The 21,734-nt window shown below is 67.9% G+C and carries 20 protein-coding genes and 1 tRNA gene; 10 read left to right on the top strand and 11 right to left on the bottom strand.

The features are described 5' to 3' along the window. The first annotated feature begins 53 nt into the window (after positions 1–53). Positions 54–1,883 carry an ATP-binding protein gene (locus CHRYSEO8AT_RS11995; RefSeq protein WP_159850295.1) on the top strand — a complete coding sequence of 610 codons (1,830 nt, stop codon included), beginning with the start codon at positions 54–56 and terminating at the stop codon, positions 1,881–1,883. Next, positions 1,883–3,214, top strand: a complete 1,332-nt coding sequence (locus CHRYSEO8AT_RS11990; RefSeq protein ID WP_159850293.1) for a sigma-54 dependent transcriptional regulator — start codon at positions 1,883–1,885, stop codon at positions 3,212–3,214. The genes CHRYSEO8AT_RS11995 and CHRYSEO8AT_RS11990 overlap by 1 nt, the downstream gene beginning before the upstream one ends. Positions 3,215–3,248: 34 nt before the next feature. On the opposite strand, the gene CHRYSEO8AT_RS11985 is transcribed toward CHRYSEO8AT_RS11990, so the two are convergent. Next, positions 3,249–3,340: transfer RNA gene (locus CHRYSEO8AT_RS11985), tRNA-Ser, on the bottom strand. Positions 3,341–3,466: 126 nt separating this feature from the next. On the opposite strand from CHRYSEO8AT_RS11985, the gene CHRYSEO8AT_RS11980 reads away from it, so the two are divergent. From CHRYSEO8AT_RS11980 to CHRYSEO8AT_RS11965, 4 genes are read left to right on the top strand one after another with little or no spacing between them, the layout of a single operon-like run. Beyond that, complete coding sequence (locus CHRYSEO8AT_RS11980; protein ID WP_159850291.1) at positions 3,467–4,951, top strand: exopolysaccharide biosynthesis polyprenyl glycosylphosphotransferase; 1,485 nt, start codon at positions 3,467–3,469, stop codon at positions 4,949–4,951. Then, positions 4,948–6,408 carry a polysaccharide biosynthesis C-terminal domain-containing protein gene (locus CHRYSEO8AT_RS11975; protein WP_370514242.1) on the top strand — a complete coding sequence of 487 codons (1,461 nt, stop codon included), beginning with the start codon at positions 4,948–4,950 and terminating at the stop codon, positions 6,406–6,408. The genes CHRYSEO8AT_RS11980 and CHRYSEO8AT_RS11975 overlap by 4 nt, the downstream gene beginning before the upstream one ends. Beyond that, complete coding sequence (locus CHRYSEO8AT_RS11970) at positions 6,405–7,337, top strand: glycosyltransferase family A protein (RefSeq protein ID WP_159850280.1); 933 nt, start codon at positions 6,405–6,407, stop codon at positions 7,335–7,337. The genes CHRYSEO8AT_RS11975 and CHRYSEO8AT_RS11970 overlap by 4 nt, the downstream gene beginning before the upstream one ends. A 2-nt stretch (positions 7,338–7,339) precedes the next feature. Continuing rightward, the gene (locus CHRYSEO8AT_RS11965; protein ID WP_159850278.1) at positions 7,340–8,272 is read left to right on the top strand and encodes a glycosyltransferase family 2 protein; all 933 of its coding nucleotides are present in this window, start codon (positions 7,340–7,342) and stop codon (positions 8,270–8,272) included. 9 nt (positions 8,273–8,281) lie between these two features. Here the strand turns inward: CHRYSEO8AT_RS11965 and CHRYSEO8AT_RS11960 are convergent, their stop codons facing one another. The 4 genes from CHRYSEO8AT_RS11960 to CHRYSEO8AT_RS11945 all read right to left on the bottom strand — a co-directional run bounded on the left by CHRYSEO8AT_RS11960 (position 8,282) and on the right by CHRYSEO8AT_RS11945 (position 12,771). Further along, complete coding sequence (locus CHRYSEO8AT_RS11960) at positions 8,282–8,785, bottom strand: DUF1543 domain-containing protein (protein WP_159850276.1); 504 nt, start codon at positions 8,783–8,785, stop codon at positions 8,282–8,284. A gap of 11 nt (positions 8,786–8,796) precedes the next feature. Beyond that, the gene (locus tag CHRYSEO8AT_RS11955; protein WP_159850274.1) at positions 8,797–10,461 is read right to left on the bottom strand and encodes an FAD/NAD(P)-binding protein; all 1,665 of its coding nucleotides are present in this window, start codon (positions 10,459–10,461) and stop codon (positions 8,797–8,799) included. Between the two features lie 121 nt (positions 10,462–10,582). Next, the gene (locus tag CHRYSEO8AT_RS11950) at positions 10,583–11,284 is read right to left on the bottom strand and encodes a hfsB (protein WP_135195397.1); all 702 of its coding nucleotides are present in this window, start codon (positions 11,282–11,284) and stop codon (positions 10,583–10,585) included. A gap of 47 nt (positions 11,285–11,331) precedes the next feature. After that, positions 11,332–12,771 (bottom strand): chain-length determining protein, encoded by a 1,440-nt coding sequence (locus CHRYSEO8AT_RS11945; protein ID WP_159850272.1) that lies wholly within the window; start codon positions 12,769–12,771, stop codon positions 11,332–11,334. Between the two features lie 121 nt (positions 12,772–12,892). On the opposite strand from CHRYSEO8AT_RS11945, the gene CHRYSEO8AT_RS11940 reads away from it, so the two are divergent. After that, positions 12,893–13,627, top strand: a complete 735-nt coding sequence (locus CHRYSEO8AT_RS11940) for a polysaccharide biosynthesis/export family protein (protein ID WP_159850270.1) — start codon at positions 12,893–12,895, stop codon at positions 13,625–13,627. A gap of 10 nt (positions 13,628–13,637) precedes the next feature. Here the strand turns inward: CHRYSEO8AT_RS11940 and CHRYSEO8AT_RS11935 are convergent, their stop codons facing one another. After that, a complete protein-coding gene (locus CHRYSEO8AT_RS11935; RefSeq protein ID WP_159850268.1) occupies positions 13,638–13,943 on the bottom strand; it encodes a sel1 repeat family protein in 306 nt (101 codons plus the stop codon). 326 nt (positions 13,944–14,269) lie between these two features. Between CHRYSEO8AT_RS11935 and CHRYSEO8AT_RS11930 the strand changes: the two genes are divergently transcribed. Both CHRYSEO8AT_RS11930 and CHRYSEO8AT_RS16165 read left to right on the top strand, forming a co-directional pair. Beyond that, complete coding sequence (locus CHRYSEO8AT_RS11930; protein ID WP_159850266.1) at positions 14,270–14,854, top strand: RcnB family protein; 585 nt, start codon at positions 14,270–14,272, stop codon at positions 14,852–14,854. Between the two features lie 163 nt (positions 14,855–15,017). After that, a complete protein-coding gene (locus CHRYSEO8AT_RS16165) occupies positions 15,018–16,076 on the top strand; it encodes an RcnB family protein (RefSeq protein ID WP_236547529.1) in 1,059 nt (352 codons plus the stop codon). A 303-nt stretch (positions 16,077–16,379) separates the two neighbouring features. On the opposite strand, the gene CHRYSEO8AT_RS11920 is transcribed toward CHRYSEO8AT_RS16165, so the two are convergent. Beyond that, on the bottom strand, positions 16,380–17,678 hold the full coding sequence (locus CHRYSEO8AT_RS11920) for a DUF2793 domain-containing protein (protein ID WP_159850264.1): 1,299 nt from the start codon (positions 17,676–17,678) through the stop codon (positions 16,380–16,382). A 144-nt stretch (positions 17,679–17,822) separates the two neighbouring features. Beyond that, complete coding sequence (locus tag CHRYSEO8AT_RS11915; RefSeq protein ID WP_159850262.1) at positions 17,823–18,284, bottom strand: DUF4112 domain-containing protein; 462 nt, start codon at positions 18,282–18,284, stop codon at positions 17,823–17,825. A 68-nt stretch (positions 18,285–18,352) separates the two neighbouring features. Between CHRYSEO8AT_RS11915 and CHRYSEO8AT_RS11910 the strand changes: the two genes are divergently transcribed. Beyond that, positions 18,353–19,312 (top strand): endonuclease/exonuclease/phosphatase family protein, encoded by a 960-nt coding sequence (locus tag CHRYSEO8AT_RS11910; RefSeq protein WP_159850260.1) that lies wholly within the window; start codon positions 18,353–18,355, stop codon positions 19,310–19,312. On the opposite strand, the gene CHRYSEO8AT_RS11905 is transcribed toward CHRYSEO8AT_RS11910, so the two are convergent. The 3 genes from CHRYSEO8AT_RS11905 to CHRYSEO8AT_RS11895 are packed head-to-tail and all read right to left on the bottom strand — an operon-like array spanning position 19,287 to position 21,702. Beyond that, a complete protein-coding gene (locus CHRYSEO8AT_RS11905) occupies positions 19,287–20,501 on the bottom strand; it encodes a CCA tRNA nucleotidyltransferase (protein WP_159850258.1) in 1,215 nt (404 codons plus the stop codon). The two genes, CHRYSEO8AT_RS11910 and CHRYSEO8AT_RS11905, sit on opposite strands and share 26 nt — an antisense overlap. Next, the gene (locus tag CHRYSEO8AT_RS11900; protein ID WP_159850256.1) at positions 20,498–21,160 is read right to left on the bottom strand and encodes a CoA pyrophosphatase; all 663 of its coding nucleotides are present in this window, start codon (positions 21,158–21,160) and stop codon (positions 20,498–20,500) included. Before CHRYSEO8AT_RS11900 ends, CHRYSEO8AT_RS11905 begins: the two co-directional genes overlap by 4 nt. Then, entirely contained in the window at positions 21,157–21,702 is a 546-nt protein-coding gene (locus CHRYSEO8AT_RS11895; protein ID WP_159850254.1) for a DUF1285 domain-containing protein, read from the bottom strand. Before CHRYSEO8AT_RS11895 ends, CHRYSEO8AT_RS11900 begins: the two co-directional genes overlap by 4 nt. Positions 21,703–21,734: the final 32 nt, after the last annotated feature.

Raw genomic sequence — 21,734 nt, 5'->3', positions numbered from 1 at the left:
ATTTTTCGCGCAAGCATCTATCGGCATAGTGCGATTATCCGCACAATGTCCCTATGCGCAGGACATCGTTCACGGACTCGGATCGCAGACCTTGGCGCCGCAGTTGGCTGGTCGTCGCGGCGGCGTGGATCATTCTGGCCGTCGTCGCGGCTATCGGCGCCGGCGAGGCCGCCCGGCGAGACGCCCAAGCCGAACTGGTTCGACAGGCCGAGGCCGCCGCCGCCCTTCACGCCGCCGTCTTGCGCAGCGAGCTGGAGAAACATCGCTCCCTACCGCTGGCCTTGGCAGGCGATCCCGACATCGCCGCTTTGCTGGGCGCCCCGCCGACGGTTCAGGGCGGCCCTGTCAGCCTCAAGCTGGAAAACTTGGCGCGTCAGACCCGCGCCGCCGCCATCTATATCATCGACGCCAACGGCCGAACCCGCGCCGCCAGCAACTGGCGCCTGCCGACCAGCTTCGTCGGCGCCGACTACGGTTTTCGACCCTATTTCATCAACGCCATGCGCAGCGGCCAGGCGGAGTTCTTCGCCCTTGGCACCGTGTCGGGTCGCCCCGGCCTTTATCTGGCGCGGCGCGTGGATCGCCCGGACGGTGCGCCTCTTGGCGTCGTCGTCGTTAAAGTCGAGTTTGCAGATCTTGAGGCCGAATGGCGCGCGTCGGGGGAGCCGGCATATGTCGTCGACCCCGGCGGCGTCGTTCTGATCACCAGCGTGCCGGAATGGCGGTTCCGCACCACCGAGCCGCTGGACGAACGGCGGCGACGCCTGACCCTCACAGACCAAACGCTTCAGCCTGAAGCCTTGAGGCCCCTGCCCTTCGTCACCCCCTCCGGCGACCGCCCCAGTCTGGTCCAGGCGCCCGTGAGCGGCCATGAGCAACGCTGGATGCATGCTGCCGTCCCGACCGAAACGCCCGGCTGGACGTTGCATCTGCTGTCACCCGGACGCGGCGCCATAGAGGCCGCCGTCACCACCGCCCGCGCCCTGGCGGCTCTGATCGTCACCCTGTTGGCGGGGGTCGTCGCCGTCCTGCTGCGTCGTCGCCAACAGGCCCTGGCCCGCGCGCGCGCCGAAGAGGAGGCGCGGCACGAACTGGAACGGCGGATCGACGAAGGCACCCGCGAACTGCGCGACGCCAACGCCGCCCTGAACCGCCAGATCGAGGAACGTCGCCGCGCCGAAACCGCCCGCGAACTGCTGCGCGACGAACTGGTCCAGGCCAGCAAGCTGGCCGCCCTCGGCCAGATCGTGGCCAGCGTGGCGCACGAGATCAACCAACCCGTCGCCGCCATCCAGACCCAGGCCGAAACCGCCGGTGTCCTGCTGGACCGCCAAGACCCGGACAAGGCGCGGGGCGCACTGGCGCGCATCGGCGACCTGACCCAGCGTATCGGCGCCATCACCGAAGGCCTGCGGGTCTTCTCTCGAAAGTCGGACCCGAAGATCGGCGTCGTGCGACTGGAAGACGCCATCCACGGCGCCCTGCTGCTGACGCGGGGACGGCTGGACGAAGGCGGCGTCGCGCTGATCCGGGAAGGTGACGCCGACGTCACGGTGCGCGCCGACCGTTTCCGGCTGGAACAGGTGATCGTCAACCTGGTCAAGAACGCCGCCGAGGCGCTGGAGGGGCGGGACCGCCCACGGCTGACGCTGAAGGTCACGCGCGAGAGCGACCGTGTCCGCCTTATCGTTTCCGACAACGGCCCAGGCGTGCCGCCCGCTGTGCGCGCCCAGTTGTTCACCCCCTTCGTCACCACCCGCGCCAATGGCCTGGGGCTGGGCCTGGTCATCTGCCGCGATTTGATCGCCGGGTTCGGCGGCGAGCTTGACCTGATCGACGAGGACGACGGCGCGACCTTCGTCGCCACCTTGAGGATTGTCTGATGGAGTTCGCCCGCCCCAACGCCGTCGCCCTGATCGAGGACGACGCCGACTTCCGCCAGGCTCTGGTCGAACGGCTGACACTGGAAGGTTATGACGTGCGCGCTTTCTCCAGCGCCGAACCTGCGCTGAAGGCGATCGACGCCGACTTCCCCGGCGTGGTCGTCACTGACCTGCGCATGCCCGGCCTTGACGGGCGCCAATTGCTCAGCCGGCTTCAGGCGCTGGACCCCGCCCTGCCGGTCATCATGATCACCGGCCATGGCGACATCGCGGACGCCGTCGCGGCCATGAAGGACGGCGCCTATGACTTCGTGGCCAAGCCCTTCCCGTTCGAACGCCTTCATGACAGCCTGAACCGGGCGTTGGAGAAACGCGGCTTGGTGCTGGAGAACCGCCGCCTGCTGGCCATGGCCTCGGATGGCGGCCAGGAGTTGCCGCTAGCAGGATCCTCGCGCGCCATCACCGCCCTTCGCGCCACCATCGCCCAGATCGCCGACGCCCGCATGGATGTGCTGATCGAAGGCGAGACCGGGACCGGCAAGGAGGCCGTCGCCCGCGCCCTGCACAATGGCGGCCGACGCCGGCTGGCCCCCTTCGTCGCGGTCAACTGCGGCGCCCTGCCCGACGGATTGATCGAAAGCGAACTGTTCGGCCACGAATTGGGAGCCTTCGCCGGGGCCCTACGTCGCCGCGTCGGCCATGTCGAGCGGGCGCACAACGGCTCGCTGTTCCTGGACGAGGTCGAGAGCATGCCCCTGGCCGTCCAGGTCAAGATGCTGCGGGTGCTGGAGGAACGCGAGGTCCACCCCATCGGCGCCAACGAACCCCGCGCCTTGGACTTGCGCATACTGGCCTCGTCGAAAATCGACCTGGGCGAAGCCGCGCGCACCGGCGTCTTCCGCGAAGACCTCTATTACCGGCTGAACGTGGTGCGATTACGCGTGCCGCCCTTGCGCGAACGACGCGAGGACATCCCCCTGCTGTTCGCCCACTTCCTGCGCCGCGCCGCTGACCGCCACGGCATCGAACCGCCGCCCTTCGGCGACGGCGTGCGACGCCGCCTGATTGAAGCCGACTGGCCCGGAAACATCCGCGAACTGGCCCACTTCGCCGAACGCGTGGCCCTGTCGCTGGAGGAAACCATACGCCCCATCGACGCCGGCCTCAGCCTGCCGGACCGCCTCAACCGCTTCGAGGCCGAACTCCTCCGCGACGCTCTCCAGTCCCACCGCGGCGACATCACCGCCGTCCTCGCCGAAATGCAGGTTCCGAGGAAAACCCTATACGACAAGCTCCAGCGGCACGGCTTGAAGCCGGCGGCGTTCAGGTGATCAACCGGCGACTTCGTCAAATGTCGGGAAAAGGTGGCGGAGACGGAGGGATTCGAACCCTCGGTACCCCTTACGGGGTACGACGATTTAGCAAACCGTTGCCTTCAGCCACTCGGCCACGTCTCCTGCGACGGCGTCGATAGCGGAGGCTGATGCGTCGCGCAATCCGGTTCGGGCGAAACTGTCCACGTTAACGCGACATAGAGGCGATACCGGCAGTATCGCGGCCGTTCTTCGCCTCTGGATCGCCCTTTGCTCGACCGCCCCGCCAGTCTCGCCGCCGACGCGCCGCCCAAGGGCCGCGCCGCGCGTGGCCCGTTCCGGCCCGAGGTGTGGCTGAATGCGCGCGAACGCTCGGCCGTGCGGCTGTCGGCCCATTATTTCAGGCTGGTCGATGTGCTGGTCGTCGTCGGTCTGGCGCTGGGCGCGATCCTGGCGATCCAGCCGATGGGCTTAGCCGACATCACCGTCGGAGATGCAGCGCCCGTAATCGGAGGCGCAGTGCTGGTTCTCGCGTCGATGCGGGCGCTGCAGCTTTATCGATTCGGTCGCGACACGCCCTGGGTCCTGCATCTGTTCGGCGTCGCGGGCGTCGGCTTGGTCTCGGCCGGCGTCGCCCTGATCCTGGGATGGCTGCTGGACCGACCGGCTCTGGACGTGGTCGCACCCTGGGCGCTGACGACGACGGCGGCCCTGATTGTGCTGCATGGGCTGTGGCTGGCGGTGATCGCGCGCTGGCGGCGTCTGGGCGCCCTGTCGCCCAATATCGTCCTCGTCGGCGCCACCCGGAACGCCAGGATCCTGATCGAGCGGGCGCTGGAGCGGCGCGACATGAATGTGCTGGGCGTGTTCGACGATCGTCTGGCCCGTTCGCCCGACAGCGTCGCCGGCGTGCCGGTGCTGGGCGACGCCAACGCCCTGCTGACCCATCGCATGACCCCCTATGTGGACCGGATCGTCCTGGCCATCGATCCCAACGCGGGCCAGCGGGTGCGCGACCTGACCCAGAGACTGAACGCCCTGCCCAATCCGCTGACGGTGCTGGTCGATTCGGAACTGGGCGGCGACGGGGTGCTGAACCGGCTGGGCAATGCGCCTCTGGCGTCGCTGGACGGGCCGGTCGACCCGGATCGTCGGGCTTTCAACAAGCGGATGCAGGACCTGTTGGTCGGCGCGGTCGCCCTGGTGGTCGCCGCCCCCGTCATGGCCCTGGTCGCCCTGGCGGTGCGTCTGGACAGCCCCGGCCCCGTCTTCTTCCGCCAGCGTCGCCACGGATTCAACCATGAGACCATCGTGGTGTGGAAGTTCCGCTCGATGCGCCACGAGGCCGCCGACGCCACCGCCAGCCGCCAGGTCTGTCCCGGCGACGACCGCGTCACCCGCGTCGGCCGCTTCATCCGCGCCACAAGCCTGGATGAGTTGCCCCAAATATTCAACGTCCTGTCGGGCGAGATGTCTCTGGTCGGCCCGCGCCCCCACGCCATCGGCATGAAGACCGGCGAGACCGAATCCGCCCTGCTGGTCGCCGAATACGCCCACCGCCATCGCATCAAGCCCGGCATGACCGGCTGGGCCGCAATCAAGGGCTCGCGCGGTCCGGTGGACACCGAGGCTCAGGTGCGAGAGCGCGTTCAGCTGGACATCGAATACATTGAGCGCCAGTCCTTCTGGCTGGATCTGTGGGTCATCGCCGTCACCATCCCCGTCCTGCTGGGCGACCGGGCGGCCGTGCGTTGAGCGAGAAGCGCATGTTCTGGCGCGGCGTCTGGGGCTATCTGCCGGCCCAGATCGTTCAGGGCGCGGTCGGCTTCCTGACCATCTTCGTCTTCACGCGCCTGCTCAGCGCCGACGACTTCGGCCACTACGCCCTGGCCTTTTCGGTCACCACCTTGGCCCACACCGTGACCTTCAGCTGGCTGGAGGCGTCGATGGCCCGCTTCTGGGCGACCGAACGCACGCCCGAGGGCTTGGCCGCCCATTTCGCCAGCCTGTACCGCACCTCCTTCGCCATCATCGCCGTCTTCACGCCCATCGCCGCCCTGGTGGTGTGGCTGGCGCCCCTGCCGCCCGCGCTCAAGATCGCCGTCGCCTTCGGCCTGGCCGGCGCGCCGGTGCGCAACCTGGCCAAGCTGGCGCAGGAGCGGTTCCGAGCGGCGGGCGAAGTGTCGAAAGCGGCCCGCGTCGACATCGGCGTCTCCATCCTGGGCTTTCTGGTCGGCGCCGGGTTCGCCGTCGCCGGGGCCGGCGCGGCCTCACCCCTGCTGGGCCTGGCCATCGCCCCCCTGTTCGCCCTGCCCTTCATCCTGCCCGGCGAGTTGCGCCAGGCGACCGGCGCCGCCGTGGATCGGGCGCGGCTCAAGGCCTATGCCGCCTACGGCTATCCGATCGCGGCGTCGCTGACGCTGGCCGTGGTGCTGGCCTCGACGGACCGGTTCCTGCTGGCCGCCTTCATGGATGCAGGGGCGGTCGGCGCCTATCACGCCAGCTATAGCCTGGCGAACCGGACCCTGGACGTGATCTTCATCTGGCTAGGGGCGGCCGGTGCGCCGGCCATGGTCATGGCGCTGGAGCGCGGTGGCCGCGAGGCCCTGCGCCAGACCGCGTTGGAGCAGGGTTCGACCCTGATCCTGATCGGCCTGCCCGCCGCCGTCGGCCTGTCGATGGTCGCGCGGCCGATGGCGGAACTGATGATCGGCCAGGACCTGCGCGCCGCCGCCGCCGTGGTCACGCCCTGGATCGCGGCCTCGTCCTTCCTGTCCGGCATGATCGCCTATTATTTCGGCTTCGGCTTCACCCTGGGCAAGAAGACCGGCTTGCTGCTGGTCACCATGGCCATTCCGGCCCTGTGCAACGTCGCTTTGAACCTAGTTCTGATCCCCCGGCTGGGCGTCGTCGGAGCGGCCGTCTCGACCACCGCCAGCTTCGCCATCGGCCTGATCGCCTGCCTCCTGCTCAGCCGCCGCGCCATCGCCCTGCCCATGCCGTGGGAGGCGCTGATCCGCTGTGGCATCGCGTCGGCCGTCATGGCCGGGGTCGTCTGGATGTTGCCCCCCATCGGCGGGTTCGTGGAGCTGATGCTGGACGCCGGCGTGGGCGGCCTCGTCTATGCGGCCGTGGCCCTGACGCTGAACGCCGCCGGCGTCCGTGACGTGCTGCTGCGCTTGATCCGCGCGCGTCGGAGCGTGCCGGCATGAGCGCCCATATCCACGACAACGCCGCCTGGTCGCAGGCGAGGCCGACGATCTCGGTCCTGATCCCCTTCCTGCGCGACGATCCCCAGGCCCTGCTGCGCCAACTGGAGACCGAGGCCCCTGCCCTGTCCGGCGCGGTCGAGCTGATCCTGCTGGACGACGGCACCGCCGACGCCGCTCTGACGGCGCGCCTTCAGGCGACCCTCGACGCCCTGCAACTGCCCGTCCGCCTGATCAGCCTGGCCGCTAACGAGGGTCGGGCCAGGGGTCGCAATCGCCTGACCACCGCCGCCCGGGGCGAGGCCTATCTGTTCCTAGACAGCGACATGCGGCCCGACACGCCTGTCTTCCTCCAAACCTGGCTGCGCCTCGTCGCCCACGACGCCCCCGCCGTGGCCTTCGGCGGCTTCTCTCTCGATCAAGCCCCGACCGACGCCCGCTTCGCCGTCCACCGCGCCCTGTCCGGCGCCTCGGAATGCCTGCCGGCGTCCCAGCGCGCCCTGACGCCCGAGAAATACGTCTACACCTCCAACCTCCTGGTGCGCCGTGACGTCTTCGCCGCCGAATCCTTCGATCCCGGTTTCAGCGGCTGGGGCTGGGAGGACGTAGAGTGGGCCATGCGCGTCTCGCGCCGGTTTCCAGTCGTCCATATCGACAATCCGGCCACCCATATGGGCCTGGACACCGTCGAGGACCTGGCGCGCAAGTTCGACCAGGGCGCCGGCAACTTCGCCCGCGTCGTCGCCCTGCACCCCGCCATCGTCCAGACCTACCCCAGCTACAAGGCCGCGCGCGCCCTGAAACGCCTGCCCGGCCTGCCCCTGGCGCGCCGCCTGATGAAACAGGCCGCCCTGACGACGGTCCTGCCGGTCAAGGCCCGCGCCTTCGCCCTGCGGCTCTACCGCGCCGCCGTCTATGCGGACGCCGTCTGACCATGCGCGATGTCGCCGTCATCATCCCCACACTGCGTCGCCCCGAAAGCCTGGAGCGCGCCCTGCGATCCGTCTTCGCCCAGACCGGATCGCTGCACCGCGTCGCCGCCATCGTCATCGCGGACAATGATCCGCAAGGCTCCGCCGCCGTCCTGATAGAGCGCCTGCGCGCCGAGGCGCCCGTCTCCCTGACCTACGCCCACGCCCCCGTCCCCGGCGTGGCGACGGCGCGCAACATCGGCTTGTCTGCAACCAACGCGCCCCTGATCGCCTTCCTGGACGACGATGAGGCCGCCTCGCCCGGCTGGCTCGCTGCCCTGCTGGACGCGCAAGTCCAGACCGGCGCCGATGTCGTCTTCGGCCCCATTCACGGGCGTGTGCCGCAAAACACCGGCTGGACCACCACCTATCTGGAGCGATTCTTCGGCCGCGACGGCCCGAACGAGACCGGCCTGACCGAAACCATCCACGGCTGCGGCAACAGTCTGATGGTGCGCGCGACCGCCCTGCCCGGCGACGCGCCCTTCGATGTCGCCATGAACGAGACGGGCGGCGAGGACGACCGGCTGTTCACCGCCCTGTCGGCGCGCGGCGGCCGGTTCGGCTGGGCCGCCGAGGCCTGGGCGGACGAGTTCGCCCCGCCCCACCGCGCCACCCTGAACTACGCCCTGACCCGCGCCTTCGCCTATGGCCAGAGCCCGACCCAGATGGCCGCCGCCCGCCGCGACTGGCCCGGCGTCGTCAAATGGATGCTGGTCGGCCTGGCCCAGACCGGCGTCTGGGGCGCCCTGTCGCTGGCGTCCGCCCTCCTGCGCCGCCCCGACCGCGCCCACACCTACGACCGCTGCGCCCGAGGCCTCGGCAAAGTCTTCTGGACCAAGGGCTTCGAGCCGAAACTCTACGGCGCGGCGATGATCAGACGCACCGACGCCTGACCCGGTGGCTCAGTGAATCGGCGTGTAATGGCAGGCGAAGTTTGGATCGCCGATCAGCAGGCTCGGCTTAAGGTGAATATGTAGGCGTACGGCATGAGCGGCGTCGTCCAGCGCAAAGGCCTGCTCTGCCTCATACATTTCGTCGCGATGCGCGTCGGTCCATCCCGTCGCCTGTTTGATGGCGCGCGCCTTGGCCGCAGGCAGGCTGTCGGCGACGACGAAGACATTCCGATGCTGCTCGGCGAAGGCCACGCCATCATAGCCGCCGAGGTTTACGTAATAGAGTTTTTCCTTGCCCTCGTAAGGCTCGGGCAGAAGGCTGATCTCATAGCCGTCCGCTTGCGAAATCTCCGACCAGCAGTCGATGTGCAGCGTCCCCTCGCGACCCCACCACTGGGCGAGCAAGGTCTCATGCGTCGCCTCGATAGAGGGGGCGGCGACGAACCGCATGTCATGCACCTCGATGTTCGCGGCCGGATGCTCCCCGCCGATGTAGATCGCAAACAGTCTCATTTACCCTCACTTCAGGCCGCCGTTTCGGCGAGATCGACCGCAGGCTTTGCGGTATCCAGGATCAACGCCAGTCGCCGACCGACGATCCCACCCATTTCGTGTGAACTGGTGATCCCCTGTGCGAAGGGATGACGCCCCATGAGAAACGGCAGGCTCAGACAGAACAGCCTGTCTATGGGCAGAGGTGCGTTGACCGGCCGAAACGAGTCATCGACGGCGATCCCCCTGACGACATCGGGCGCATCATTCGCGACTTCGTCTCGAACGATTCCCTGTTCCAACAGTGACAGGAACGGGAACTGAATGCCGCTCAACGCCGCCTGACCCGTCGCCTCGATAAAGACCGGGAAATGTCTGGTCGCGCCCTCGACCGTCAAGCGGGCCCCGCCCTCGGGACAATGGGCGTCGACTTCATAATCGTCGCCAAGGGCCAGGACTTCCAGCTTGCCGGCTGCGTGCAAGGCCAGCATTCGCTCGATCGATTCATGCGGCACGCCGGCATAGATGTCGACGAAGATCGGTTTGAAGGCGCGGTTGAAACGGTCGAACTGCTCTGTATCCAAATGGGGCACGATGGCAGCGACAACTTCGTGCATCCGAAGGATGGCGTCGCGCCAAGCCACCGTCACCTTTGCAGCGTGGTTCGCCCGCGCCTCCTCCAGGTTGGCGACGGCCCAGACGAAGGGATCGACCGCTGCGCGCCGGGCGAAATAGGCCTCGGCGAAGGTCTCTAGCGTGGCGTCCTGCAATCCCGTTTCGGCGGCGTAGTCGGGATCCAGATCAATCAGCTCACGTCGAAAAAGATCGAAGACCGCATCCAGCAGTCCGACCCGCCCTCGGTCCATGGCGGCGGCGACCGCCTGCGGAGTGCAATACGCAAGCGGCGGATGCGGCAGCGGGAAATAGAAGTCGGCCTCCGGAAGCAGGCCCTTCCGCGACATCATGGTGATGCGAAAGCCCTCAGTATCCGGCCCAGGCTGATAGACCAGTTGCTCGTCACGTTGGACGAACGCTCCATGTGACGTGGCGAGTGCGACCGCCGTGTCGATGGCCGTCAGCGACGAACCCCGTATGCCGACGTTCGTTGCTGAAATGTGCGCCAGGACTGAAGCTGGCCACGGGCTGAGAAGATAGCCGGGCTGGGTTTGCTGGCGCGACGGCCATTGGTGACCGGTGGCCAGGACGACGTGGTCGAACACGGCCTTCGTCACGCGCTGCGACGGCGGCGACATGAAGGTTAGCTCCAAACCTTCATTTCTGTTGGCGGCGTCGATGACGCGGCATCCCGTTCTGACTTCAATGTTCAAACCGGCGGCGCGGGCCTGGTCCACCATGATCGCGAACTGGCTTTCGAAGTACCGGCCCAGGGCGATGCGTGGAACGAAGGTCCGCTCGTCGAGAGACGCACGATCGACATCCATCGCCTCAAGCTCTGGCGTGGTCCGTGTAGCGAGCCAATCCGCCAACGTCTCGCGCAGCGGAGGAATCTCGATGCTGGCGATGTTCGAAAGCATCGCCCTGTCGTTCCAATCCGAACTGTAGGGGCTGCCGCATCCGGCGGTCTGGCTCGCCTCGAAGACCGTGATCTGCGCCGCGCCGGCGCCTCGCGAGAGAAGGGCATGAAGCGCATAAAGGGTTGTCGGTCCCGCTCCGACGAATGCGACTGACTTTGTCATGGCCGCACAATGCGCGACGTGCGTAAAGGTGTCGCAGCTGAGCCCATTTCCAGCTCAACCCCCTCATTTTCTAAGCGAATGTCCGAAATCGGACAGCGAAATCACCGCATTTGGAAGCGGGTCAGCCCGTCAGTCGCTGCAAAAAGCTTGGCGGCTTGTAGGTCGAGCGGTTCATCACGACCCCGGCGATCCGACCGCCCACGGCCTCGATCTCGTCGCGTAGGATGACCGGGGCGCTGGCCGCCGTACTCTCGGCCGCGACGACCAACACCGTCATGTCCACGAAGGGCGCCAGGATGATCGCCATGTCGTTGCGGTCGGCTGCAGGGGCGTCGATGACGATGGTGTCGGCATGAGGCCGCAGCGCCTCCCAATAGCGAGGCTCTCCGACCGCCTCGACCCGGTGTCCGGACCGCAGCGCCTCCATATGGAAATGCGTCACCCACAACCGTCCGCCCAGGCACGACCGCGCCGTCAACAGTCGCGAATCCGGCACCGGCTTGCCGTCGCGCCCCGTCACGCGCGGCGTCACGGCGTAGAAGCTGGATCCGTCGGGCGAGGCCTGGGCCGCCTTGCCGACCTGTCCGAACCGATCCGGCTCGGCCGAGACCGTCTCCAGCTGCCCCTGCTGGGCCAGGTCGCCGTCGATCAGCCAGACGGGCTTTCTCGCCCGCACGGCCGCCAGACGCGCAAACTCGCGCGCCACGGTTGAGACGCCCTCGCCTGTCGCGGCCGACGCGAACTGGATGACGCGCGCGCGATGCGCCGGCGCCGGTCCCAGCGCCGCCCAAAGGCCCGCCATTTCTGAAGTCAGATCGACCATCGAATCGCCAAGGCGCTCCCTAAGCCCTCAGCCTAGCACGACTGTCGCTACGCCGCCTTGGCGGGCGCGACGGCCAGAACCGGCATGTCCAGCGTCCGGCTCATCGAGGCCGGCGTCGTGAAGCCGCGACGCGTGAACACCCGCAACAGGCCCACGCACAGGGCGGTGAAGCCCGCGAACAGGAAGACCGCCGCCAGCAGCGGGATCTTCAGGCTCTTGCCCGTCGACGGCGGCTGGGCGCGTTCGATGACGGTGACATTGTCGGCGCCGGCGGCGACCAGGGCGTTGTCGGCCCGGCTCTGGGTCTCGCGCTGCTGGAACTCGCGGATCGAGGCGCTCAGCACCTCGCGATTGCCGGCCAGGGTCGTGTTCTCGGATTCCAGCGCGGTCAACCGCGTCTGGCGGGCGCGAATATCGTTCAGTTGGCGATCCAGGACCGACAGGCGCGCCGCCAGCGAATCTCGCTCGGCCCGCGTATTGATCCGCGTCGTCTCCAACTCGGTCCAGACGGGGTTCGGCCCGGTACGGACCTCCTTTGGTCCCACGGCGGTTCCGGTCGAGACATAGGCCTGAAGCTGGCCGATGCGCGCCTCAATGTCCTTTACCGGCTGGGCGTCGGGCTGATAGCGCGACAGCAGTTGCTCGCGTTCGGTGCGCAGTTGCAGCACCTGATCCTGGGCCGAAATGTTCAGATCCTGTTGCAGCGCCACCTCCGCCGGGGTCCCCGCCTGCTGCGCCACCAGGGTGTTCAGCCTTTGGGCGGTCTGGTTCAACAGGCTCTGCGTCGACATCCGGTCGGTGAAGACCGTCTGATAGGTCGCCGCCAGCGTCGCCTTGGCCGCGGCGAAATCACCGATGTCGTTGGACGACAGGAAGGTCTCGTAGGCCCGATCCGCATTGCCCAACTCGTCCTCGAAGGCGACCCTCTGGGTGGCGATGGCCGGCGTCTTGTCGCGGAACACTTCGCGGCGATAGACCAGATACTGTTCGATCACGGCGTTCAGAACCCGCGCCGCCCTTTCAGGGTCATCGGCCTTGTAGCTGAGATGGATCACCGCACTGCCCGGCGCCGTGGCGACGGCCAGGCTGGTCCCGATCACTCGCCGCGCGGCCGCCTCGGCCTTCTGCGGCCCGCCCTTGGTCTGTTCGCCCAGGATGGCGGCAGGGCCCAGGGCCTCGACCACCTTCTGGCGCACCGCGCCCGACCCCAGGATGGCGGCTTCGGAGTTGGCGACCTCGTCGCCCTGCGGCGCCTGGCCCCGCTCGGCCGTGCCGACGCGCGGCTGATAGACGTATTCCTGGCCCACCCCGGCGAAGACCGATCCGGTGGCGGTATAGCTCTTCTTCAGCGTCATCGCCGCCGCGAACCCCAGCGCCAGGATCACCACGAAGACCACGACCATCAGCAACAGCTCGCGGAACAGCAGGCCGATGACGTCCAGCACGCCGTAGCGTGGTCTTGCCGTGACGTGTGCCGTGGAACGCATCGAGCGGGCCGAATCCCTTGAAAGGCTTGTTCCAGCCACCCTTCGCCCACCGGCGTTAACCGATGATTACCCATGATCGGCGACGTTGGCTCAAATCTCTCGTCGAGGCCGACCGATTCTCATGCTGTCAGATCGCCGTCTGTTCCTGCTGACCCTGGGTTCAGCCTCCCTCGCCGCCTCGTTGGCGGCGTGCGCCAGCGGTCCGCAGCGCGTCGAACGCCCCATGAACGGAGACTTCCCCGGCATTCCCTTCGCCGACTGGACGGACCAGGAGCCGGAATATCTGCTCTACCCCGGCGACGAGATCGAGGTGGCCACCCCTACGGCCTCGGAACTGACGCGCACGGTCAAGATCGGCCCCGACGGCCGCATCGCCCTGCCCCTGATCGGTTCGGTCATGGCGGCGGATCGCACCCTGCCCCAGCTTCAGTCAGTGGTGTCCACGGCCTATGCGCCGCAACTGGTGCGGCCGACGGTCGAGGTGACCTTGCGCCAGGCCGGCCCGATCCGCGTCTGGGTCGATGGCGAGGTCCGCACGCCGGGCGTCTTCGAAATGATCGGCGATCTGGACGCCTATCAGGCGGTCATCCAGGCCGGCGGCTTCGCGCCCACGTCACGCCAGGACAGCGTGGCCCTGATCCGTCGCGGTCCGGGCGGGTCGCGCATGATGCGCGTCGTTGACCTGCGTCCGCGTCGCGGCGAGGTCGTTTCCCTGCGCCGGGGCGACATCATCTTCGTGCCGCGCTCGACGCTGGGCGAACTGGCGGCCTTCTTCACCCAGGTGCGCGCCGCCCTGCCCATCGGCTTCAGCTATTCGATCAACGGATCGAACGGCAGCGGCTTCGCACAGTTCTGAACCGGTCGGCTCAGGCGACCAGCTGAACCACGCCCATGTCGATGTAGCGCCGTGCGGCCTTCTGGGCCTCGGCGATCTCCTCGCGCTCCATCTCCATGCTCATCTCGCGGCGGTAAACGCGCGCCTCGATCGAGCCCTTCATGGCCGCCAGGTTGAAGATCATATGGGCCGACACCCGGTCCATCGGGCAACCGCCCGAACCGGCCGAATACATCATGCCCAGTTTGAACAGGTCGTCGCCGGACATGTCCGGGGTCGGCAGCGGCAGACCGTCTTGCGGGGCCTGCAGGTCGTGCGCCAATTCTTGCGCGGTCATCACCGTATCTCCTGATCGGGCGCCATTCTGGGCCCGCCTCTGAGACGCCATCAAATACCGCCGGTTTGAAGTTAAAGTTAACGCCGAACGCCGTCGCACCGACTTTTCAGTAAAGCAGAGATGAATACTTCCGGCGCGATTCAGCACTCGGAAATCTCTGCGAAATCTCTCGTTCACACCTCGCTCGCGCGTTCCACGCAGCGTCGAGACCGCTTTCGGAACCTGACACAGCTGTTCAGCACGCGTTCAGGCGGCCGGACCGAACTTCAGCATCATTAACGGGTCGGTTCGGCATGTCCGTCGTCGGCCCAGAATGGAGCACGAAGATGAACCGCCTCACCAAGGCCGCCGTCGTCGCCATCGCCCTGTCGACCACGGCCGTGCCGATGCTCGTCCAGGCGCAGGACCGCGACCGCCGCGAATATCGTCAGGACCGTCGCGACGACCGCCGCGATTTCCGTCAGGAACGTCGCAACGATAACCGCGACTGGCGCAACGGCCGTTACGACAACCGCCAGGACTATCGTCAGGACCGCCGCGACGACCGTCATGACTACCGGGCCGAACGCCGTGACGATCGCCGCGACTGGCGCAACGACCGCTGGGACCGCAACAATCGCGACTGGTGGCGCGGGCGCTCCGATTTCCGAGGCTACAACGGTCCGCGCGCGGGCTACTGGTATGCGCCCAGCTACGGCTATTACCGGGTCGAGCCGCGCTACAGCAGCTATCGCTGGCGCACGGGCGGCTATCTGCCCAACCAGTATCGCAGCTACTATGTGCGCGACCCCTATGTTTATGGCCTACGCGAAGCCCCGCGCGGCTATCGCTATGTCCACGCCGGCAACGACATCCTGCTGATCGCCGTCGCCAGCGGCCTGATCGCCAGCGTCCTGTCGGGCGTCTACTAACCCCCGTCACAGATCGACCTTTCGGACCCCGCAGGCCTTGTCTGCGGGGTTCTGTTTTTCCGGACAGTCCGTTGATTGCGAACAATGTTCAGCCTGGGTTCATCGACACGCCCGCATCATCGTTTCAAGCCGCCGGAGAACCGGCGTGCAGGAACCAAAGACCATGAAACGCCTCTTGATGGCTTTCACCGCCATCGCCGCCGTCTCCGGCCCGCTCGCGGCGCCCGTTCAGGCCCTGGCCCAGGACCAGGCTCAGCAGGAACAGCCGCGTCGCGAAGGCCGCGCCCGTGGCATGAACCGCCCGGAACGCCCCCAGATGGGCCGCGAGGACGCCCCCCGCCAACCGCGTGCTGAACGCCCCAGCCGACCGGAAAACAACACGCCCCGCCCCGAACGGCCGTCCGGCGGAGAGCGTCCCGACCGCCCCAGTAACGGCGGACAGCGCCCGGATCGTCCCGAAGGCGGCTGGAACCGGCCTGATCGTCCCAACACTGGCGGCCAACGCCCAGACCGTCCCGAAGGCGGCGGAAGCAGGCCCGACCGTCCCAACACCGGGGGCCAACGCCCAGACCGTCCCGAAGGCGGCTGGAACCGGCCCGACCGTCCCAACACCGGGGGGCAACGTCCCGAACGACCCGAGAGCGGCTGGAACCGGCCTGACCGTCCCAATACCGGCGGCCAGCGCCCTGACCGTCCCGAAGGCGGCTGGAATCGTCCTGACCGCCCCAGCACCGGCGGCCAACGCCCGGATCGTCCCGGCAATGGCTGGAACCGCCCCGACCGTCCGAACGCCGGCGGTCAACGCCCCAACCGCCCCGGCTCAGGCTGGAACAACGGTCGCGACCGCGACCGCCAGCACCGCGAGTTCCGCCAGCGTTTCAATGGCGATCAGTGGCGGCGGGACTTCTATCGCAACCACCGCTCGGACTGGTGGAGGAACGACAACCGCTTCAGAGGCTACAGCGGCGTCCGCGCCGGCTTCTATTTCGCGCCGGGCTGGGGCTACTACAGCGTCCCGCGCTCGTATTGGAACCGCACATGGTCGGTCGGCCAGTATCTGCCGGACACCTTCTGGCGTTATCAGCTAAACGACTGGCGCACCTACGGCCTGGGCTATCCGCCCGAGGGCACGCGCTGGGTTTCTGTCGACAACACCATCTATCTGATCGACGAATACGACGGCTATATTGTCGACGTCATCCGTGACGCTTGGCGCTGGTGACCGCCTGACGATTTAGAAGCTTCAGCCCGACGGCCCCCGGCCGTCGGGCTTTTTCTTACCTTTGGCGCGTCTCCGAACGCCAAACCATGGCCCTGCCGTGACCTTGGAAGGCCGCGTCGCGATCTCATGCGCGACTGCATCGGCATGTATCCACGCCCCACATGAACGCGTTTTGCCAAATGATCGCAAGACGATTTCCAGCATCGCGTCCCCCGAACTACTCCACGGACCGGGGACGAAAAACGGCCTCGTTGGGCTCCGACCTTGCTCGTCGTCGCCATCCCCGACGACGCCCGAACGCCTTCAAGACGCCGTTTCTCGTAAAGGATATTTCCCCATGAAGATCGCCTTGACCGCCTTGGCCTCCTCGCTGTTGCTGGCCGGCGCCGCGACGGCCCAACAAGCCCCAACCGCGCCTCCCCCGCCGCCCCCGCCGGTCGACCAGCAGACGCCGCCCCCGCCTCCCCCGCCCGGCCCATCGGCACAGGCGGTTTCGCCACCCGTCGCCGCCGTCGTTGTGATCGACGAACCGCCGCCGGGATTGGCGGCGCGTAGGCCCAGTCCGCCGGCGCCACCCACACCCGCGCTGGATGTTCCCGTGGCTCCAGCGGCCCCGCCCGTCGCGCGTAACAGGACGGTCCCGCCCGACGCGACCCGGCTCTCGCCACCCGCGGCACCGCCTAAGCCGCCCGTCCCGACAGTGATCGCCAGGGCGTCGTCCAGGTCTTCGATGGACCAGAGGCCGTGCGTCAGACCGCCTGCCCCGCCTCCGCCGCCGCCGAAGCGAGCGGTTCCAGCCGGTCCGGCCAGACCGGCGCCGCCCCCTCCTCCACCGCCCACGCAGGCGACCTCGACCCAGCGCGCCCAAGGTGGCGTAGCGTACTCACCGTCGCTGGTGAACAGGGTCGTCTCGCGCCTGACCGCGCCGTGGTCGAAGGCCATGCGGCCCGTCGCGCGGTCCACGCGGAATACCTGTCGCCACGTCCCGGCGTCGTCACAGGCCTTGAGACCCAGATCGTCCTCGCCGATCAGGCCCAGTTCGGCGCGGGCGGCGTATCCGGTCTGGAACAGCAGCGACAGGACATCGCCCGCCGCCTCCTTGTTCAGCGTCAGACGCAGATCGCCGTCGCCGCCCTCCTCCACACCGCGCGCGGTGAACAGGGCGGCATTGATCTTGGCCGCCAGGGGGTTGGCGTCATCGGCGGTCGTGCCCAGGCCCAGCCGCGCCAGGTCCTGCACCTCGCCCAGCCGTTCGCCTAACGATACCCAGCCCGCGTCGGCCCGCACTACGACGGCGCCTTCGTCCAGCACCACGGCAATCAGGCCGTCGGGCGTCGGCACGACGGTCCAGCCGCCACCCTCGAACCGTATCAAGGTTCCAGCCGCCCGCCCGGCCCAGGCCGCGCCCTCTGCATCGTCCGGCAGGATATAGAGGTCGCCGTCGGACGCATCGCCCGGCTGAACCGCCGTTGTCCGGCTGACCACCGCCGTCTGCAACAGGGCGTCCAGCCGAGTCAGGGCGGTGTTCAGGGTCACATGCTTCTGCATCTGCCCCGCCGCCAGATAAGGCAGGGCCAGACGCGCGCTGAAATCGTCGCTCATTCTTCTCTCCGTTGTCGTCGGAGATCAGTTTGGGCGCGGCGTTACCTCAGGCCGGAAGACGGTCGATGCCGTCGATCAGGCCTTTGATTTCATGCGATTTCGTTTCGGCGAATGCGATGGCTGGGGCCGCTCAGCCCGCGCATCTCAGTCGTGCAGATAGACGATCCGCTTCAGTGTCTGGTCGTTTTCCACCCGCGCCTCGTGCATCTCATGATCGCCGCTGGCGCGCGCATTGGCCTCCGTGTCCTCGACCCAGTGGGTGCTTTCGATGTGCTTCTGCAGCGCCCGCGCCGCCATCAGCTGGCCGGGAAAGAAGGTGTCCACGATGTCGCCGGCGATGGGTACCGTACCGGTCGCCGTATCGAAGGCCATGTATGCCCCCATCCGCGCCAGGGTCGCCGGCGTCGCCTTGGCCCGCACGGCCTGAAGCATTAGCCAGCCGCCCGTCCCGACCGTATAGACCGTGCCCACCACCGGCACCCAGGTCAGCAGGGCGTCCAGGCCCATGCCGAACGGGCCGATGCCAATCACCCGGTCGGACAGCTTCTTGACGCCCTCGACATTGGACCAGATGTTCTCGATATCCCGGATGGACCGTCTGGCCATGTCGCCCTCCAAAGCGTCGCCTTAACGCGGCGCGACGCTTCCTGTTCAATCCGAGAGGCACGTCTTAGATGACCCTGATCAAGTTGGCGGCGAATGTGACGGCAGGCGCCCTGCTGCTGGGACTGGCGACGTTCGGCGTGGCGGCACTCAGCGGGATCGGACATCGCTGGACCGACATCCTGGCCCAGTTCACGTCGCCGGTGCTGCTGGCGGCCGTCGGCGTGACTGTGGTTTGCCTCGTCTTGCGACTATGGCCGGCCTCGATCATCGGCGGGCTGACCTGTCTGGTGCTCGCTGTCGCAGTCTGGCCCCAGTGGACGCCGACGAAGGGCGTCCCTGTTCCCGACCAGCCCATCGTACGAGTCTATTCCGCCAATCTGTGGGTGTTCAACACGGACGTGGCGGCCATGCGCCGGTCCATCATCGCCGCCGACGCCGACATCCTGGTGCTGGTCGAGGTGGGCGAGGCGCCTGCCGCGCGGATCGACGAGCTGCTGGCCAGCTATCCCCACCGCACCGCCATCGGCCGGACGCGCGGCCCCGGCGACCATGCGCGCTCGATCATCGCCTCGCGCTACCCGATCCTGCAGCGCCTGCCCGATCGAAACGACGGCCTCAGCGCCGTAGGCGCTGCGATCCAGACGCCCATCGGCCCGATCAACGTCTTCGGCGTCCACCTGACCCGCCCTTGGCCGTATCAGTATCAGTGGGGCCAGATCAGCCAAGTCATGGCCCTGACCGCGCGTCGCAAGGCCGCGCCGAACCACCCCGTCATCGCCGCCGGCGATTTCAACAGCGTCTCGACCGCCCGCATCGGTCGCCAGATCCAGGCGGACATGGGCCTGATCCCCGCGCCTGGTTGGCCCGCCACCTGGCCCAGCCAAGCCCCGGCCTTCGCCGGCATCACCATCGATCAGGTCTATCGCTCGCCCGACCTGGCCCTGATCACGCGACGGTTGGGCCAGCCGACGGGGTCCGACCATCGCCCGGTCGTCACAGAGTTCACCCGCGCGCAGTCGCCGCGATAAGCGCCTTCAACCGCGCCTCGTGCGCGTCGGTCGGGAAGTCGTCGGCGACCCAGCCGTCCTCGAACGCCTTGATTAGGCGGCCGGTCTCAGGCCCCGCGGCGAGTCCCAGCCGCGCCAGATCGCGCCCGCCGACCGGCATCTTCGGCGGGGTCCAGTCGGCGGCCAGCGAACGCAGCCGCGCGCCGTCGCCCTCGCCTGTCGCCTCGGCGCGCGTCAGCCGATCCTCGAACACCCTGCGCCCCAGCCGATAGATCGCCGCCCGCGCCTCGGCGTCGCTCATGCGCGGCGACACAGCCGGCCCGTCCCCCACGGCTGCCGCCAGTCGGTCCCGCACCGCGTTCGACAGGCGTAGAGCGCTCGCGATCCCGACCACTGCCGCCGCATCGGCGGGCAGAAGCGCCGACAGCCGCATCACTGGATCGTCGGTCAGACCGCACATCGCCTCGAACAGCGGCAAGGGCTGCACCTGCGGCAGCACCTGAGCCAGCACGCCCGTTTCGGCCATCGCCCGCACCGCCGCACGCGGATCGCGCGCCTCCAGCAGTTTCAGCAGTTCCTTGGACACCCGCTCGGCCGACAACTGCGCCATGCCTCCCTTCAACGTCGCACAGGCCGCCAGCCCGACCGCGTCCGGCGCACCCCGCCCATACCAGGCGAAAAACCGGAAGAAGCGCAGGATGCGCAGATAGTCCTCGCGGATGCGCGTCTCCGCCTCGCCGACGAAGACGATCCGCCCCGCCGCTGCGTCGTCCAACCCGCCGCCGGTCGGGTCGAACACCGTCCCGGCCGCATCGGCATAGAGGGCGTTCAGGCGAAAATCGCGCCGCGCCGCATCCTCGACCCAGTCCTCGGTGAAGGCGACGACCGCGCGACGCCCATCCGTCTCGACATCACGGCGAAGGGTCGTGATCTCATAAGGTCGCCGTTCCGACACCCCTGTCACCGTTCCGTGCTCGACGCCCGTCGGCACGGCCTTCAGCCCCGCCCCCTTCAGCGCCGCGATGGTCTCTTCAGGCCGCAAGCGCGTGGCGATGTCGATGTCATCGACCGACTGGCCCAGCACGCTGTTGCGCACGCAGCCGCCGACGAACCGCGCACAGCCCGGACCGCCCGCCGCCTCCAGCGCCGCCATCACCGCCCGCGTCGCCTGGCTTTCCAACCACGGCTGTCCCGCCATGGAGACGCTCATGCGGCATCCTCGTCCGCCGCGACTTCGGGCGCCGCCTCGTCGCCGTACAGCCGCACGTGCAGCGCTTTCAGGATACCCGCCGTCACGCCCCAGATATAGCGCTCGCCCCAGGGCATGGCCCAGAACCAGCGCCGCAGCCCCTCGTCCATGTCGTAGAAGTCGCGCCTGTGGTTGGCGGCGTCCATCAGGAAGTCCCAAGGCGTCTCGAAGACCTCGGCCACCTCGTCCGGCGACGGCGTCGTCACCGGCGCCTCGCGCAACCAGCCGATCACCGGCGTGACTAGAAAGCCCGTGCCGGTCTCATAGGCGTCGGACAGGCCCAGCACCTCGACCGCAGCCGGGTTCAACGCCACCTCCTCGTCCGCCTCGCGCAGGGCCGCCTGAACCGCGTTCTCGCCCGGATCCAGCCGTCCGCCCGGAAAGGCGATCTGACCCGTGTGCCGCGCCAGCGTATCCGCCCGCCGCGTCAGCAGCACCGTCGCCCCCTCTGGTCGCGCCACGATGGGGATCAGCACCGCCGCGGGCCGAAGCTCTTTGGCCGTCCGTGTCGCCTGGGGGTTCAGGTCGAAGTCCGACCGCGCCGCCACCAGTTCCGGCCGCCAGGTCTCGACCGGCGCCAGCCGTTCGACCAGCCGGGTTCTCAGCGTCTCCAGACTCACATCACGGCTCCCAACGAGAAAACCTGACCGCCTGATCGAACGACCAGCCACCCATCGACCTCTTCAGCCATCTCGACCAGTTCGTAGAAGACCGATCGCGCGATACGCGCCCACAGGTCGCGTCGCACATGGATGCGCGGTGCCGGCTCGCCCGTCGTCGGATCGGTCTCGACCACGATGGAATCGGCCTCACTCGCTCTGACCTCATCCCCGACATCGGTCATGAACATCAGGTCGTCGCCGTTACGCGTCACCGCCACGGCCTGGAACGGCAGATCCTCGACCTGGATTTTCAGCTTCTCGACCGGCGTGACCAAGTGATAGCCGTCCGGGTCCTTGCGCAACACGGTCGAGAACAGCCGCACCAGCTCCTTGCGGCCGATGGGCGAGCCTTCGTGCATCCAGACGCCATCCGCGCGGATGACAATGTCGATCTCGCCGCAATGCTCGGGATGCCACAGGTGAACCGGCGGCAGTCCCCGTCCGGGCGCCTGTTTCGCCGCCTCGGCGACGGCGTTCAGTCCTGACTTGGGATTATCCATCCCACTGACTTAGGCCCCGCGAACCGTGCGGG

Source organism: Brevundimonas sp. G8 (genome assembly GCF_902506205.1).
Lineage (GTDB): Bacteria > Pseudomonadota > Alphaproteobacteria > Caulobacterales > Caulobacteraceae > Brevundimonas.
The sequence above is the reverse complement of the archived record's forward strand: the minus strand, read 5'-3'. Positions and strand labels throughout refer to the sequence as shown.